Genomic DNA, 15,584 nt, shown 5'->3' with positions numbered 1-15,584 from the left:
CTGGCCCAGGCCGGCGAGACCGATCGGCACTGTCCGGTGCCGGGGAGGCCGACGGCTCGACGACGCGCTCAGCCCACCCCGCGGTGATGGCGCTCGGCGCGTTCGACGTGTGCCCGGGCCAGGGCCCCCGCCGACGCCGGATCACCCGCCGCGACCGCCGCGAGGATGGCCCGGTGCTCGGCCCACGACCGCGGACCGGCCACGGACACCCCCATCGCGTAGATCCATTCGATCCGGTCGGAGACGTGCCGCAGCAGCGACGGGAGCGACGCCGACCCGCTGTGCTCGGCGATGGCGAGGTGGAAGCGCGTGTTGAGCTCCGGCAGCCGTTCCGTCCGGCCGGACGCCAGCTCGGCCTCGCCCTCGGCGACGAGCAGCCCCAGCAGGTCCACCACCGCGTCCTCGCCCCCGGCCACCCGCGCCGCGCAGCGGGCCGCGGCGATCTCCTCGATGGTGCCGCGCACGGCGAACAGGTCCTCGGCGTCGGCGTCGTCGATCGTGGCGACGGTGGCACCCTGGTTCGGACGGACCTCGACGAAACCCTGGACGGCGAGCGTGCGCAGCGCCTCGCGGACCGGGACGCGCGAGACCCGATAGCGCTCGCACAGCCGGGCCTCGGTCAGCCGCTCGCCCTGGGCGAGCACCCCGGTCACGATGTCCGCCCGCAGCGCCGCGAGCACCCGCCGCGCCTTGCCGTCGGCCGAGCCGTACCGGTTACCGCCGTCCTGCCCGTCCACCCGGACCCTCCTCCTCGCCGCCGGTGCAGTGTGGACGCACGTCCCCGTCCGGTCGTCAGGGGGTGGCGCCGACGTCGCGCCCGGGGATCGCGGCGAGCAACTCGCGGGTGTAGTCCTGCGCGGGGGTGTCGACCACGCGTGCGGTCGGGCCCTGCTCGACCACGGCGCCCGCGCGCAGCACCACGACGCGGTGGGCGACCTGGCGCACGACCGCGAGGTCGTGGGTGATGAACAGCAACGAGACCCCCAGGTCGCGTTGCAGGCCGGTCAGCAGCTCCAGGATCTGCTCCTGCACCAGCACGTCCAGGGCGGAGACGGCCTCGTCGCACACGACCAGCTGCGGCCGGGCGGCCAGCGCCCTGGCGATCGCGACCCGCTGCCGCTGGCCGCCGGACAGCTCGTCCGGGCGACGTGGTGCCACCCCCGACGGCAGAGCCACCTGGTCCAGGAGCTCGGCGACCCGGTCGCGCCGCGACGCGGTGTCCCCGATCCGCAGCACCTGCAACGGCTCGTCGACGATCCGGGCGACCGTGGACGTGGGGTCCAGCGAGCCGTAGGGGTCCTGGAACACCGGCTGCATGGTGCGGCGCACCATCGCCCGTTCCCGTCGTGATGAGCGGAACGGATCGGTCCCCGCCACGGTCACGGTGCCCGCCGTCGGCCGGTCCAGCCCGAGGACGATCCGCGCGGTCGTCGTCTTGCCCGACCCGGACTCCCCGACGAGGGCGGTGGTGGTGCCGGCGTCGACGGTGAACGACACGTCGTCGACGGCGCGGACCCGTTCACGTGAGCCGCGCACCCGGAACTCGCGGACCAGGCCGGTCACCTCGAGCACCGGTCGCGGCGGCGCGGGCGGCTCGGCGGCGCGGGTCCCGCCGCCGATCGCGGGTGCGGCGGCGACCAGACGGCGGGTGTAGTCGTCGTCGGGCCGGGTCAGGATGCGCTCGGCCGGCCCGGTCTCGACGACGTGGCCCTCGTGCATGACCACCACCCGGTCGGCGCGCTCGGCGGCCAGCGCGAGGTCGTGGGTGATGAGCAGCATCGCCGTGCCGCGGGCGTCGGTCAGCCCGGCGAGGTGGTCGAGGATCCGGCGCTGCACCGTGACGTCGAGGGCCGAGGTCGGCTCGTCGGCCAGCAGCAGGTCCGGCTCCGCGGCGAGCGCCATCGCGATCAGCACCCGCTGCCGCATGCCTCCGGAGAACTCGTGCGGGTACTGCCGCGCCCGGCGCGCGGGGTCCGGGATCCCGGCCTCGGCCATCAGCTCCACGGCCCGGTCCCGCGCCGCCCGGCCGCGCGCCAGCCGGTGGGTGGTCAGGGCCTCGGCGATCTGCGCCCCGACCCGGTGCACCGGGTTCAGGTTGGACATGGGGTCCTGTGGGACGAGACCGATCCGCGCCCCGCGCAGTGCCCGCAGCCGGGCCTCCCCGGCGGTGGTGAGGTCCTCGCCGTCGAAGAGGATCCGCCCGCCGGTCACCCGCCCGGTCCCCGGCAGCAGGCCGAGCGCGGCCGCCGCGGCCGTCGACTTCCCGGACCCGGACCCGCCGACCACGGCGACCTTCTCCCCGCGGCCGACCGCGAGGTCGACCCCGTGAAGGACGTCGGTGACGGTGCCGCGGGAGTCGGCGTACCCCACCCGTAGCCCGCACAGCTCCAGCAGCGCGCTCACTGTCGTGCCCCCGGGGACAGGGCGTCGCGCAGCGCGTCGCCGACGAGGTTGAACGCCAGGCAGATCAGCAGGATCGCGAGGCCGGGGAACACCGCCGACCACGGAGCCCGGTAGAGGTACTGCTGGGCGTCGGACAGCATGATGCCCAGGCTCGGGTCCGGTGGCTGGATCCCGAGGCCGAGGAACGACAGCAGCGCCTCGCCGATCACCGCCACCGGCATGATCACGGTCGCCTGCACGATCACCGAGGACGCCGCGTTGGGCAGGACGTGGGTCAGCAGCACCCGCGGGCCCGAGGCGTTCATCGTCCTCGCCGCCAGCACGAACTCCCGTTCCCGCAGCCGCAGCGTCTCCGCGCGCACGACGCGGATCATCGTCGGCACCTGAGCCACACCGAGCGCGATCGCCGCGCCGCTCAGGCTCGCGCCGTGGATCGCGGCCAGTCCCACTGCGACGATCAGGAACGGGAACGCCAGGGTCAGGTCGGTCAGCCGCGACACCACGACGTCGGCCGCCCGCCACCATCCGGCGGCGAGCCCCAGCGGCGTGCCCACCAGCACGGCCAGCGCGACGGCGAGCAGTCCCACCTGCAACGACGCCCGGGTGCCGTACAGGATCCGGGACAGCACGTCGCGGCCCAGGTCGTCGGTGCCCAGCGGGAACCCGACGGTGCGCGGCAGCTGGAACGGGGTCTCGAAGTGCACCGCGCCGGGGGAGTGGGGCGCGAGGACCGGGGCGAGCAGCGCGGCCAGCACGACCAGGACGAGCAGCGCCCCGCCGACGAGCCCGGAGCGGCTCCGCAGGAACGCGGCGAGCACCCGGCCGCCGGGCGGCGCGGTCGGCTGGGGCCCGACGGGTTCGACGGCGGTCATCGCGACCTCCCCTCGACCCGGACCCGCGGGTCCACGACCGAGTAGAGGACGTCGACCGCCAGGTTGATGACGATGTAGGCGAGCGTCACGACGAGCACCACTCCCTGGATCACCGGGTAGTCCCGGGTGAAGACCGAGTCGAGTGTGAGCTTCCCGAAGCCGGGCAGCCCGAAGATCCGCTCGGTGACGACGGCGCCGGACACGAGCCCGCCCAGCTGCAGGCCGACGATCGTCAGGACCACGAGCAGGCTGTTGCGCAGGGCGTGCCGCAGCACCACGGCGCCACGGGAGACCCCCTTCGCCCGCGCGGTGCGCACGAAGTCGGCGGTCAGGGTGTCCACCATGGACGCACGGGTCTGGCGCATCACGATGGCGGCGAGCCCCGTCCCGAGGATCAGCGCGGGCAGGGTGAGGTGCCACAGCGCGCGCAGCGGGTCCTCGGTGACGGCGACGTAGCCCGAGGCGGGGAACAGCCCGAGCCCGACCGCGAGGTAGAGGATCGCCAGCAGCCCGAGCCAGAAGTTCGGCACCGACAGCGAGACCAGCGACAGCCCGCTGACGGCCGCGTCCACCCCGCGTCCGCGGTACACCGCGGCCAGCGTCCCGGCGGCCATCCCGGCGACGACGCTCGCGTACAGCGACAGCCACGCCGTGACCGGCAGTGTCGCGGCGATCAGCTCGGTCACCGGGGTCCCGGTCCGGGTCGACTCGCCCAGGTCCCCGGTCAGCGCGCTGCCCAGGAACCGCAGGTACTGCTCGACCAGCGACCCGTCCAGGCCGAGCCGGTCGCGGATCGCGGCGACGGTCTCCGGTGTCGCCTCCTCCCCGGCCAGCGCCAGCGCCGGGTCGCCGGGCAGCGCCCGGACGCCGGCGAACACGACCACCGAGGCCAGCAGCAGGGTGACCAGGCCCTGCCCGGCCCGCACCGCCAGGTAGCGCAGCATCAGCCCACCTCGCCGTCGACGAACGCGGCCCGGCTCAGCCGCACGACGCCGTCGGCGAAGGTCTGCACGCCGACGACGTCCGCGGAGTGCGCCGTGAGGTTCCGCTGGCGGTACAGGTAGATGATCGGGTTGTCGCGCTGCACCCGTTCCACCCCCTGTCCGTAGAGGGCCGCCCGGGCGGCAGGGTCGATCGTCGCGGCGGCCCGGCCGATCAGCTCGTCGACGTCTGCGTCGGAGTAGCCGGAGTAGTTGCTGCCCGCCCCGGTGGTGAGGAACGAGGCGATGTTGCCGTGCGGGTCCACCCGGCCCGACCAGCCCAGCTGCAGCAGGTCGAAGTCGCCACGGTCCTGGACGTCGAGCAGCGTGGAGTACTCGACCGGCTCCACGGTGATCGCGAACCCGCCCTGGGCGACCGCGGCCTGCAACGCCTGGGCCAGCCGCAGCGTGTCCGGGGAGTTGGAGACCTTCATCGTCACCGGGTACGGCACAGGGGCCCCGGCACTGGCCAACAGCCTGCGGGACTCGTCCGGGTCGTAGGGCGGGCAGGCGTCGCTCGCCGGGCTCGCGTAGGTGCTCCCCGGCGGGATCGGCGAGCAGGCGGGCTCGTACCAGTTGTTGAACACCGCGTTGACCAGCACGGTCCGGTCCACCGACAGGGCGAGCGCCCGTCGCACGCGCGGGTCGCTCGCCAGCGGGGTGTCGATGCGCCCCGGCGGGTTCCCGGTGCCGGCGGTGTTGCCGATGTTGACCGTCATCGCCTGGTACCCGAGCGAGGGGATCTGCAGGACACGAACGTCGGTCTCGCGGGACAGCGCGTCGACGTCCTGCGGGGAGATCGTGTCGGCCACGTCGACGTCCCCGCTGCGCAGGTTCGCCGCCCGGATGTTGGCGTCGTTCATGATCCGGTAGGTGACCGAGTCCAGGTGGACCTCGTCGGCGGCGTAGTAGAGCGGGTCCCGCACGACGGTGATCGAGGTCTGCGGGATGCGCTCGGCGAAGCGGAACGGTCCGACGCAGACCGGGTCGGCGGAGAACTCGACGCCGGGCCGGGCCAGCGCCGCCGGGGACATGATCATGCCCGCACGGTCGGCCAACGACGCCGTCAGCGGCGCGAACGGTCGCTCGTAGCGGATCCGCACCGTGCGCGGGCCGGTCGCCTCGACGCCCGCGACGGGGCCGAGCTCGGACCGGCGGCTCGAGTCCGGCAGCGTGAGGTGACGGCGCAGCGTGGTGACGACCGCGGCGGCGTCGAGCGGGGTGCCGTCGGCGAACCGGACCCCGTCCCGCACGGTGATCTCCACCGAGCGGCCGTCGGCGCCGACCGTCGGCAGCGCGGCCGCCAGCTGGGGGAGCACCGTGCCCTCGGCGTCGATGTCGTAGAGCTTCTCGCAGATCGAGCTCATGACGTAGCGCGTGTAGAGCGACGACGAGGTGGTCGGGTCCAGGCGGTCGGGTTCGCTGGACAGCCCCATGACCAGGTCACCGCCGTCGCGGACCGGGGTGCCGGGGGCGACCGCCGCGCCGGGGACCACCGGACGCGGGGGTGCCGGCAGCACCGGCTGCACGGCGATGCACCCGGTCAGCAGCAGGGCACCGAGCAGCACCACCGCGAGTCGAACCTTTGTATACATTGCCGGCGACCGTACGGCCGTCCGGACGGCCGCGATAGCCCTTCGGGTGTCACGATCACGTTTCCGGATCCGGTAGCCGGTCGCGGCCGTCGAACGTGACTGCCCGCAGCTCGCTCGCGCGGCGAATGCATCGGATGCGGCGGCCAGGGCGGCGGCGCCGGGCACGTGCGCCGGTGGGTGGCGGTCCGGCCGCCGCGGTCAGCGGGCGTCGAGCGTCCGGACCCGGTCGCCGTCGGTGTCGCTGTCGTTGTCGCCTGCGGCCCAGGAGCGCCACATCCGGGCGTAGAGACCGTCCGCCGAGAGGAGCTTCTCGTGCCGCCCGACCTCCACGACGCGGCCGTCGGCCATGGTCACGATCCGGTCGCAGGACGCGGCCTGGGAGAGCCGGTGGGCGATGACCAGCCCGGCGCGGCCCCGCAGCACCGCGTCCGAGGCCCGGTCCAGCAGTTCGGCGTAGCTCGACCCGGCCTCCGCCGTGGCCTCGTCGAGGATCGCGAGGTCGGGGTCGGCGAGGACGACCCGGGCGAGTGCGACCTGCTGGGCCTGTGCCGAGGACAGCGACCGCCCGGTCGCACCGAGCACCGTGTCGAGCCCGTCGGGCAGGAGGTCCGGCAGGGACCCGGCCCCCGTGGTCCGGAGCGCGCGCAGCACGTCGTCGTCGGTGGCGTGCGGGGCGGCGAGCACCAGGTTGTCGCGCAGGGTCCCGGCGAAGACGTGGGTCTCCTGTGTGATGAGGACGGTCCTGGCCGGTCGGGTCACGGACCCGTCGTCGGGGGTGTGGATGCCGGCGAGCAGCGAGGCCAGGGTGGTCTTGCCCGCCCCGGAGGCCCCCACGACGGCGACGCGCTCGCCCGGCCCGATGACCAGGTCGACGTCGTGCAGGACGCGGGGCCCGCCGGGGTAGCCGAACCCCACCCCGTCGAGCCGGGCGACGGGAGCGCCCGGCGCCGGCGCCGGGCCGGAGGCCGCGGCCGGCTCGTCGGCGGGCAGGGTGATCACACCGACCATGCGGTTGAGCGAGGCGAGCGCGGACTGCAGGACGTCGATCACCAGCAGCAGCTGGGCGATCGGCCCGAACAGCCGCAGGAAGAACAGCATCGCCGTGGTGGCGGCGCCCACCGTCGAGTCCCCGGCACCGATCAGCAGGCCACCGGTCACCAGGATCGCGGCCAGCCCCAGGTACTCGGCGAGGTTCAGCCGGCCGACGAACATGTTCTGCACGGTCCGCGCCCGCAGGGTGTGCCGCACGACCTCCCAGGAGGCCGCGATGACCCGGTCGTGGCGGCGCCCGCCCAGGCCGAACGCCTGCACGGTGGGGAATCCGCGCAGCGACTCCAGGATCTGCTGGGCCCGACCGCCCGCCGCGGCCCGCTGTGCGCGGTACACCGGCGGTGCGGTGGCCAGGTACCAGCGCAGGGCGACCAGGTACACGGGCAGCGTGGCGAGCAGCGCCAGCCCGTAGCGCCAGTCGAGGGCCGCCATGCCGGCGACGGTCACGAGGATCGTGAACGCCGAGGAGGTCAGCGCCGGCACGATGCGGTGCGCCGCGTCGGCGATCTGGGCGACGTCGTCGCTGGCCCGGGCCACGAGGTCGCCGGTCCCGGCGCCCTCCACGACCCGCTGGGGCAGCTGCATCGCCCGGTCGACCAGGCGTTCGCGCAGGTCGGCCAGGACCGCCTGGTAGAGACGTCCGGCCAGCACGGCGGTCAGCGCCGCGCCCACGGCACCGGCCGCCGTCGCGGCGACCATGACCGCCACGATCCACGCCACGGTGCCGCCGTCGGCGGTGCCGGAGTCGACGGCGTCGACCAGGCGGCCGAGTGCGACGGGGACGGCGAGCCCGAGCGCGGCGCTGCCCAGCCCGGTCGTCGCGACGGCGGTGATCCGGCCGCGCCGGCCGCGCGCCGACCGGACCAGCTCGCGGGCCGTCGTGCGCCACGCCGCGACCGGCAGGCCGGGCGGGCCGAGCCCGGTCGCGGTCACGGCGCGACCCGCGCCGCGTCGACGGTGACCGGGCCCGGCGTCACGACGCGGTCGCACACCGCGAGCAGGACGGGGGACGCGGTGATCACCAGCGTCGACCGGTCCGTGCGGACGCGGCGGAGCCGGTCGGCGACGGCCGCGCCGGTCACCGCGTCCACCGCGGTCGTCGGCTCGTGCAGGACCAGTACGGGTGCGTCGCGGGCGTAGGCCCTGGCCAGGGCCAGGCGTTGACGCTGCCCGCCGGACAGGCGGTTGCCGTTCTCCCCGACCTCGGTGTCGAGGCCGTGCGTCGCGGGGGACGCGAAGTCCTCGCAGGCCGCGGCCCACAGCGCCGTCGCGCGGTGCTCCGGCGCGGCGCCGGTGAGGTCGAGGTTGTCCGCGACGGTGCCGCTGAACAGAGCGGCCTCGTGCGGGGCGACGAGGACTGCCGCGCGGTAGCGGGCGGGGTCGAGTCGGCTGGCCGGTACGCCGTCCACGAGGACCTCGACGGCTCGCGAGGTGTCCCGCGGACCGAGCAGCGCCGCGACCAGGGCGTCCGCGGTGCGGTCGTCGGCGCGCAGGCCCACCAGCTCGCCGGGCGCGATGCGAACGCGTTCGTCGCCGAGGACCACCTCGAGCATCGGGGGTGCATCGGGGGCGGGGGGAGCGGCGGTGTCGGGCCGCGGGGCGGCACCGCCCGCCCGCAGCAGCTCGAGCACGCGTCCGCCGGAGCCGACCGCGGCCGCCCACACGGCGCCGGCGTTCGCGGTCAGGAGGTTGAGCGGGGGCAGCAGCGCCTGGGTCAGCCCAGCGACGGCGATCAGCTCCCCGATGGTGATCGCCCCGGTCACGGCGTGGTAGCCGGCGAGGCCCGCGACGGCCGCGACGAACACGCCGCCGACCGTGTTGCTGCCGGCGAGGTATCGGCCCAGGGCGCCGACGTTCACGTACGCGCCGTCGAGGGCCGCCCGGCTCTCGTGCCGGTACCGGCGGACGGCCTCGTCCTCGGCGCGCACCCCCTTGACCACGCGGTAGCCGGTGACCAGGTCCGTGGCGCGACCGACGGCCTCGGCGAGCAGTCCCTGGGCGTGCCGCGCCGTGCGGGCGAACGGCCCGCTGAGCGCCGCCATCAGCCACACCACCACCGGTGCACCGAGCAGCACGGCCAGCCCGAGCGGCCAGTGGATCACGAGCAGGGAGATCGCGACGACGGTGATGCCGGCGAGCTCCCCGACCGGGTAGACGCCCAGGTTCACCGCCGTCGACAGCCGCGTGAGGTCGTTCGTCGCGGTGGACAGCAGGACCCCGTCGGCCCGCCCGACCCGCCCGTCGGAGGGGTGGAGCACCGATCCGGACAGGGTGACCCGCAGCCGGTGCTCGACGAGCTGGACCGCCCGCGCGGCGAGGAGCGCGCTGAAGCGGAACGCCAGCGCCAGGCACAGGAAGGTGACCCCCAGCAGCGCGAGCCACCCGGCCAGCCGGACCGGGTCGCCGGTCTGCAGGGCGCGGTCGATGGCGAGCCCCATGATCACCGGGACCAGCGCCGTGGCGGTGTTGTGCACGACCGCGAGCAGTGCGGCGGGAACGGTCAGGCGCGGGGCGGCCGCCGCCACGCGGGCGGTGAACCGGCGCGGGCCCTCTCGGTCGTCGACGGTGAACGGCTCGGCCGGGACGGGGTCGGGTCCGGCCTGGCCGAGCACCGGGAGACCGCGCGTGAGCCGGCCCCGGCCGAGCCCCGCCGGGTCCGCCCGGCGGGATGCGCTCACGGGGCGGCCCCCGGACGGCGGGGGCGGCGGCGGTCTCCGCGCGGCACTGATCGTGTCCTTCCGGGGGTCGGCGGCGGGCGGGCGGCCACGCCGCGCCGAGGCGACGAAGAGAGGTGAGGCTAACCGAATATATCGGGGCTTCGGGACGAACCGGGCGGTGATGGTGAGCACACATAGTAAAGGTAGCCTAAACTAATGGTCACGGTTAGGTTCGCCTCACCACGTCGATGAGACGTCGCCGCGGCCACCCGCCGACGACGGCCCGCACCACGGGCCGCACGGACGGCGCCGACCGTGGAACGGGCCCGGGCGGGCCCGCACGGCGGACGACCGCGGTCGACCGCCCCTGCGCCGTCGACGCCATCCCGTCGTCGACGGCGCGACCACCCGGCGCGTCCGCGTGGCACCTCCGTCCACCCGCACCGATCCGCGACCCCGGGAGGAACCCGATGCTCCGCACCGTCCTCGGTGGAAAGATCCACCGCGCGACCGTGACCCAGGCCGACCTGCACTACGTCGGTTCGCTGACGCTCGACTCGACGCTGGCGGAGGTCGCCGGACTCGTCGAGGGCGAGAAGGTCCAGGTCGTCGACATCACCAACGGTGCCCGGCTCGAGACCTACGTGATCCTGGGCGAGGCCGGTTCCGGCGTCGTCTGCATCAACGGTGCGGCGGCGCACCTGGTCCATCCGGGCGACCTGGTGATCATCATCTCCTATCTGCTGGCCGAGGACGCCGAGCTGGTCACGCACCGGCCCCGGGTCGTGCACGTCGACGGCGACAACCGGATCGTCGACCTGGGGACCGACCCGGCCGAGCCGGTCCCCGGCGCCACCGACCAGCTCGCCTCCCGGTGAGCGTCGTGCAGGACGGCCAGCTCCGGCCGCTGGTGCTGGACGGCGTGGTCGCGCACCCGGAGGAGTTCGCCGCCCGGTACCGCAGGGACGGGCACTGGGTGGACCTGACCTTCCCCGAGATCCTCTTCGCGTCGGTCGAGCGGGTGCCCGACGCCGTCGCCGTGATCGCGGGCGACGACCGCCTCACCTATGCCGAGCTCGGCGACCGTGTGCTGCGGGCGGCCGCCGGGTTCCGCGCGCGGGGGATCGGCCGCGGTGACCGGGTCGTCGTACAGCTGCCCAACGTCGCCGCCCACATCCCGGTGGTGTTCGGGCTGTTCGAGCTCGGCGCGATCCCCGTACTGGCGCTGCCCGCCCACGAGCGCAACGAGATCGCCCACTTCGTCGACCTCGCCGGGGCGCGCGCCTACGTCACCGTCGCCTCCTACGACGGCAGCGACCTCGCCGGGCTCGCCGCCGGCATCGCCGCGTCGTCGGCCACGGTGGAGCACACCGTCGTCCTGGGCCGCGACGGCGGCGGCCCGGAGCTGGACGCGCTGCTCGCGCACGCACCGCTGCGCCACGAGCGCCGCTCGCTGCCGTCGGACGTCGCGTTCCTGCAGCTGTCCGGGGGCACGACGGGCACCTCCAAGCTCATCCCGCACACCCACGAGGGCTACCTGGGCTCGATGCTCCACGCTGCGCGGGTCGGCGGGGTCACTGCGGACACCGTCCAGCTGGTCGTCCTGCCGATGCCGCACAGCTTCGCGATGCGTTCACCCGGGTACCTGGGTGCCCTGCACGCCGGGGCGACGGTCGTACTCGCCACCGACGGCAGCCCCGACACGGTGTTCCCCCTGATCGAGCGGCACCGGGTCACCGAGACCGCCCTGGTCCCGCCGCTGGCGCTGGCCTGGCTCAACTCCTCGCTGCGCCCGGACCACGACCTCTCCAGCCTGCGCACGGTCCGCGTCGGCGGCGCGAAGTTCGGGGTGGAGGCCGCCCGCCGGATCGGCCGCGAGCTCGGCGCCACGCTGCAGCAGAGCTACGGCATGGCCGAGGGCCTGCACACCTTCACCGATCTCGACGCGGACGAGGAGACGATCACCACCCGGCAGGGCAGACCGACCTCGGACGCGGACGAGATCCTGATCGTCGACGACGAGGGCCGCCCCGTGCGTCCCGGCAGCCCGGGGCACCTGCTGACCCGGGGCCCGGCGACCGTCCGCGGGTACTACCGCGCCCCGGAGCACGACCGGACCGTGTTCACCGACGGCGGGTTCTACCGGGTCGGCGACCTCGTCCAGCAGGACGACCGCGGCTACCTGACGGTCGTCGGGCGGGCCAAGGACCAGATCAACCGGGGCGGGACCAAGATCGCGCCCGAAGAGGTCGAGAACCACCTGCTCGCGCACCCGGCGGTGCACGACGCCTCGGTCGTCGGCGTCCCCGACGACGTGCTCGGCGAGCGCACCAAGGCCTACCTCGTGCCCCGGGAGGGCGCCGACACCGGGGCGCTGACGCTGGCCGGTGCCCGTGCGTTCCTGCGGGAACGCGGCCTGGCCGCCTACAAGCTCCCGGACCTCGTCGAGGTCGTCCCGGCGTTCCCGAGCACGGTCGCCGGGAAGGTCAGCAAGCGCGCCCAGCGAGTGGAGAAGGACTGACGTGAGCTCTCCTGTACGCCTGCCGTTGTCCGTGGCGCAGCGCGGGGTGTGGTCCGCGCAGCAGCTGTTCCCGACCTCGACCGTCTACCGGGTCGGTCAGGTCGTCTGGCTCGCCGGCCCGATCGACCCGGCGGCGTTCGTGGCCGCGGTCGACGACGCCGTCGCCGAGACCGAGGCGCTGCGGGTGCGGTTCGGTGAGGTCGACGGCAGCCCGGTGCAGTGGGTCGACGACACCGCCACGGTGCGTACCGAGGTCGTCGACGACCCGCTCGACGACGACGCGATCGTCGAGCGGGCCCGCGTCGACTACCGCGGGAGCGCGCACGGCGACGCGCTGTACGCGCCGTGGTCGTCGCTGGTCCGGCGTGCCGCGGGCGGCTGGGCGTGGGCGTTCACCCACCACCACCTGGTGCTCGACGCCTACGGAGTGTCGTTGTTCGTCCGGCGGACCGCCGAGCTCTACACGGCGCGGGTCACGGGCGCACCGGCCCCCGAGCGCTGGTTCGCCGGGCTGGCCGACGCCGTCGCCGCCGGTGGCGCCGACGGCCCAGTCGGCCCGGACGCGGCACCCACCGAGGACCACTGGCGGGCGGTCCTCGACGTCGACGCCGGCACCCCCGACGACGTCGGCGACCTCGCCGACGCGTTCGGCTTCCGCCCGCACACGGTGCGGGTACCGCTCGGCGCGGACGTGCGGGACCGGATCGCCGCATTCGCCCGGCCCGCCAGGCTGACCTGGCCGGACGCCCTCGTCGCGCTGTGGGGCCTGTACACCGCGCGGGACCGGCACCTGGACCGCGTCGCGGTCCGCATGCCGTTCATGCTCCGCGACGGCGCGGCCCTGCTGCGCACCCCCTCGATGGCCTCGCGCATCTTCCCGGTGGTCGTCGGGATCGGAGCGCGCACCACGGCCGGCGAGCTGCTGGCGGCCGTCTCGGCGCAGATCCGCGGGGTCGCGTCGCACACCGCGATCGAGGACGCCCGGCTCGCCCGGTTGTGGCCCGGCGGTGAGGCCGCCTACCTGGAGCTGCCGGTCGTCAACATCAAGGCCCTGGACTACGCGGCGGACTTCGCCGGGACCCCGGGCGTCGAGCAGACGGTCAACCCGGGTCCGATCGGCCGGCTGGACCTCTCGGTCTACAACGACTCCGTCCACGGCTTCCGGCTGGAGCTGCGCGGGCGCGACCGGTCGCATGCGGGCCGGACGCTGGCCGAGCACGCGCAGCGGTTCGCCGCCCACCTCGACGCGGTGCTGGACCTGCCGGTCGGCTCGACCCTGGCCGAGCTCGACCGGGCCGCCCCCGCAGACCGGGTCACCGCGCTCCCGGCCGGTGTGGACGGTGTCGTCCTGCCGCCGCCGGCGTCCACGGTCGACGAGCTGGTCCGCCGCCAGGTGGCCCGCACCCCGGACCGGACCGCGGTGGTCGACGACGTGACCGGCGCGCGCTGGACATTCGCCGAGCTCGACGCCCGGGTGAACGCCCTGGCGGAGCTGCTGGTCCGGCGCGGGGTCGAGCCGGGGGACCGGGTCGGCGTGCTGCTGGGCCGCAGCCCCGACCTCGTCGTCGTCCTGGCCGCCGTCCTGCGGGCGGGCGCCGGCTACCTGCCGATCGACCCGGCCCTCCCGGCCGGGCGGGTCTCCGCGATCCTCGAGGACGGCGCCCCGCGCCTGGTCGTCACCGACCGCACCGTCACCGACCGCACCGTCACCGACCGCGAGATCCCCACCGCCACGGGCACCGGGCCGGGGCTGCTGCACCTCGACGAGCACCGTGCCGAGCTGGACCGCGGCCGGGCGACCGCGCCCGCGCTGTCGCGGGACCCGGACGCCGAGGACCCGGTCTACGTCATCTTCACCTCGGGGACGACCGGACGGCCCAAGGGCGTCGAGGTCCCGCACCGGGCCCTGGTCAACCGCCTGACCTGGGGGCGGAAGCACTACCCGCTCGCCGCGGGCGAGACCGTCCTGATGAAGACCCCCGTGTCGTTCGACGTGTCCGCCCCCGAGGTGTTCACACCGCTCACCGAGGGCGGCACCCTGGTCGTGGCCGCAGACGGGCGGCACGGCGACCCCGACTACCTGCACGAGGTGATCCGGCGGCACGCGGTGAACCGGATCAACTTCGTGCCCTCGATGGGCGAGGAGTTCGTCCGCACGGACGACACGGCGCTGCCGTCGCCGACGGTGACGATGGTGGCGGGCGAGGCGTTCCCCACCGCCCTGGCGACCGCGCTGTGCACGCTCACCGGCGGCACCGTGCTCAACGTCTACGGGCCCACCGAGACCGGCGAGATCACCCACCACGAGGTCGATCCGGCGGCTCCGGGCCGGGGCGCGGTGGTGCCGATCGGGACCCCGATGGCCAACACCCGGGCCCGGGTGCTCGACGCCTGGCTGCGCCCGGTGCCCGTCGGGACGCCCGGCGAGCTCTACCTCGGCGGCGCCCAGGTCGCCACCGGCTACGTCGGACGCCCCGCTCGCACCGCCGAGCGGTTCGTCGCCGACCCCGAGGGCCACGGGCGGCGCCTCTACCGCACCGGTGACCTGGTGCGGCGCACCGCCGACGGTGTGCTGGAGTACCTCGGCCGGGCCGACGACCAGGTCAAGATCCGCGGCCACCGGGTCGAGCCAGGCGAGGTCGCGGCCGCTCTGGAAGGACACCCGTCGGTGACCCGAGCGCTCGTCGTCGCGCACGAGCACCCGGCGGCCGGGACGCAGCTGGTCGGCTACGTGACCGTCGACGCCGCGTCCGCCGAGACACCGGACCACGACGTCCCGGCGGTGTTGCGCGAGCACCTCGCGGCGCTGCTGCCCGACCACATGGTGCCCGCCGCCGTCGTCGAGCTCGACCGCTTCCCGGTCACCCCCAACGGCAAGATCGACCGCCGCGCACTGCCCGATCCCGGACCACTCGCCGCGCAGGCCACCACCGGCCGTCCGCCGCGCACCCCCACCGAGCGCGCGCTGGCCGGCCTCTTCCGCGACGTCCTTGGCCTGCCCGGTGACGCCGGGCCGGGCATCGACGACGACTTCTTCGCCCTGGGCGGACACTCGCTGCTCGCGACCCGACTGGTCGCGCGCCTCAACGCGACGGCGGGTGCCCGGGTCACGCTGCGCGACGTCTTCGACCGGCCCACGATCGCCGGGCTCACCACCCTGCTCGGCGAGCTGCCCACCGCAGCCGGCTCCGACGCCGGACCCGGCACCGCACCCGCCCCCCGGCCCGACCGGATCCCCGCGTCACCGGGCCAGCAGGCGCTGTGGTTCGCCGAGCAGCTCGGGGGGCCGGGCGGCCGCTACGTCGTCCCGACCGTCGCCCGCCTGTCCGGCGACGTCGACGGCGACGCGCTCGCCGGTGCGGTGCACGACGTCGTGGCGCGGCACGAGGCGCTGCGCACCCTGCTGCGCGAGGACGACCGCGGGTTGCTGCAGGAGATCGTGCCCGTGGCCGAGGTCGAGGTGCCCGTGGCGGTCGAGGACCTGACGGGTGCCCGTCCGGAGGTGG

The 15,584-nt window shown here is 75.2% G+C and carries 9 protein-coding genes and 1 pseudogene; 3 read left to right on the top strand and 7 right to left on the bottom strand.

Going from position 1 to position 15,584, the window contains the following annotated elements; all coding sequences use genetic code 11:
* Positions 1-68: 68 nt before the first annotated feature.
* The 7 genes from XF36_RS12615 to XF36_RS12585 form a co-directional block, all read right to left on the bottom strand.
* Entirely contained in the window at positions 69-737 is a 669-nt protein-coding gene (locus XF36_RS12615; RefSeq protein ID WP_060712132.1) for a GntR family transcriptional regulator, read from the bottom strand.
* A gap of 55 nt (positions 738-792) precedes the next feature.
* Complete coding sequence (locus XF36_RS12610; RefSeq protein ID WP_060712131.1) at positions 793-2,403, bottom strand: dipeptide ABC transporter ATP-binding protein; 1,611 nt, start codon at positions 2,401-2,403, stop codon at positions 793-795.
* A complete protein-coding gene (locus XF36_RS33240; RefSeq protein WP_060712130.1) occupies positions 2,400-3,275 on the bottom strand; it encodes an ABC transporter permease in 876 nt (291 codons plus the stop codon). The genes XF36_RS12610 and XF36_RS33240 overlap by 4 nt, the downstream gene beginning before the upstream one ends.
* Positions 3,272-4,219 carry an ABC transporter permease gene (locus XF36_RS12600; protein ID WP_060712129.1) on the bottom strand — a complete coding sequence of 316 codons (948 nt, stop codon included), beginning with the start codon at positions 4,217-4,219 and terminating at the stop codon, positions 3,272-3,274. Before XF36_RS12600 ends, XF36_RS33240 begins: the two co-directional genes overlap by 4 nt.
* A complete protein-coding gene (locus XF36_RS12595) occupies positions 4,219-5,850 on the bottom strand; it encodes an ABC transporter substrate-binding protein (protein WP_060712128.1) in 1,632 nt (543 codons plus the stop codon). The genes XF36_RS12600 and XF36_RS12595 overlap by 1 nt, the downstream gene beginning before the upstream one ends.
* 198 nt (positions 5,851-6,048) lie before the next feature.
* On the bottom strand, positions 6,049-7,833 hold the full coding sequence (locus XF36_RS12590; protein ID WP_060714655.1) for an ABC transporter ATP-binding protein: 1,785 nt from the start codon (positions 7,831-7,833) through the stop codon (positions 6,049-6,051).
* A complete protein-coding gene (locus XF36_RS12585; RefSeq protein ID WP_202968515.1) occupies positions 7,830-9,578 on the bottom strand; it encodes an ABC transporter transmembrane domain-containing protein in 1,749 nt (582 codons plus the stop codon). The genes XF36_RS12590 and XF36_RS12585 overlap by 4 nt, the downstream gene beginning before the upstream one ends.
* A 449-nt stretch (positions 9,579-10,027) precedes the next feature.
* On the opposite strand from XF36_RS12585, the gene panD reads away from it, so the two are divergent.
* The 3 genes and pseudogenes from panD to XF36_RS34815 form a co-directional block, all read left to right on the top strand.
* A complete protein-coding gene (gene panD, locus XF36_RS12580) occupies positions 10,028-10,435 on the top strand; it encodes an aspartate 1-decarboxylase (RefSeq protein WP_060714653.1) in 408 nt (135 codons plus the stop codon).
* Positions 10,432-12,078 (top strand): (2,3-dihydroxybenzoyl)adenylate synthase, encoded by a 1,647-nt coding sequence (locus tag XF36_RS12575; protein WP_238589242.1) that lies wholly within the window; start codon positions 10,432-10,434, stop codon positions 12,076-12,078. The genes panD and XF36_RS12575 overlap by 4 nt, the downstream gene beginning before the upstream one ends.
* A gap of 1 nt (position 12,079) precedes the next feature.
* A pseudogene (locus tag XF36_RS34815) lies at positions 12,080-15,502 on the top strand (amino acid adenylation domain-containing protein); the annotation flags it as partial.
* Between the last annotated feature and the right edge of the window lie 82 nt (positions 15,503-15,584).

It is taken from the genome of Pseudonocardia sp. HH130629-09, assembly GCF_001294645.1.
GTDB lineage: Bacteria > Actinomycetota > Actinomycetes > Mycobacteriales > Pseudonocardiaceae > Pseudonocardia.
Note: the sequence above shows the minus strand (reverse complement) of the source record. Positions and strands in the feature narration are given on the sequence as shown.

Coding starts and splice junctions, on each gene's coding strand:
- XF36_RS33240 (WP_060712130.1), bottom strand. CDS start 3,275: ATGACCGCCGTCGAACCCGTCGGGCCCCAGCCGACCGCGCCGCCCGGC.
- XF36_RS12600 (WP_060712129.1), bottom strand. CDS start 4,219: ATGCTGCGCTACCTGGCGGTGCGGGCCGGGCAGGGCCTGGTCACCCTG.
- XF36_RS12595 (WP_060712128.1), bottom strand. CDS start 5,850: ATGTATACAAAGGTTCGACTCGCGGTGGTGCTGCTCGGTGCCCTGCTG.
- panD (WP_060714653.1), top strand. CDS start 10,028: ATGCTCCGCACCGTCCTCGGTGGAAAGATCCACCGCGCGACCGTGACC.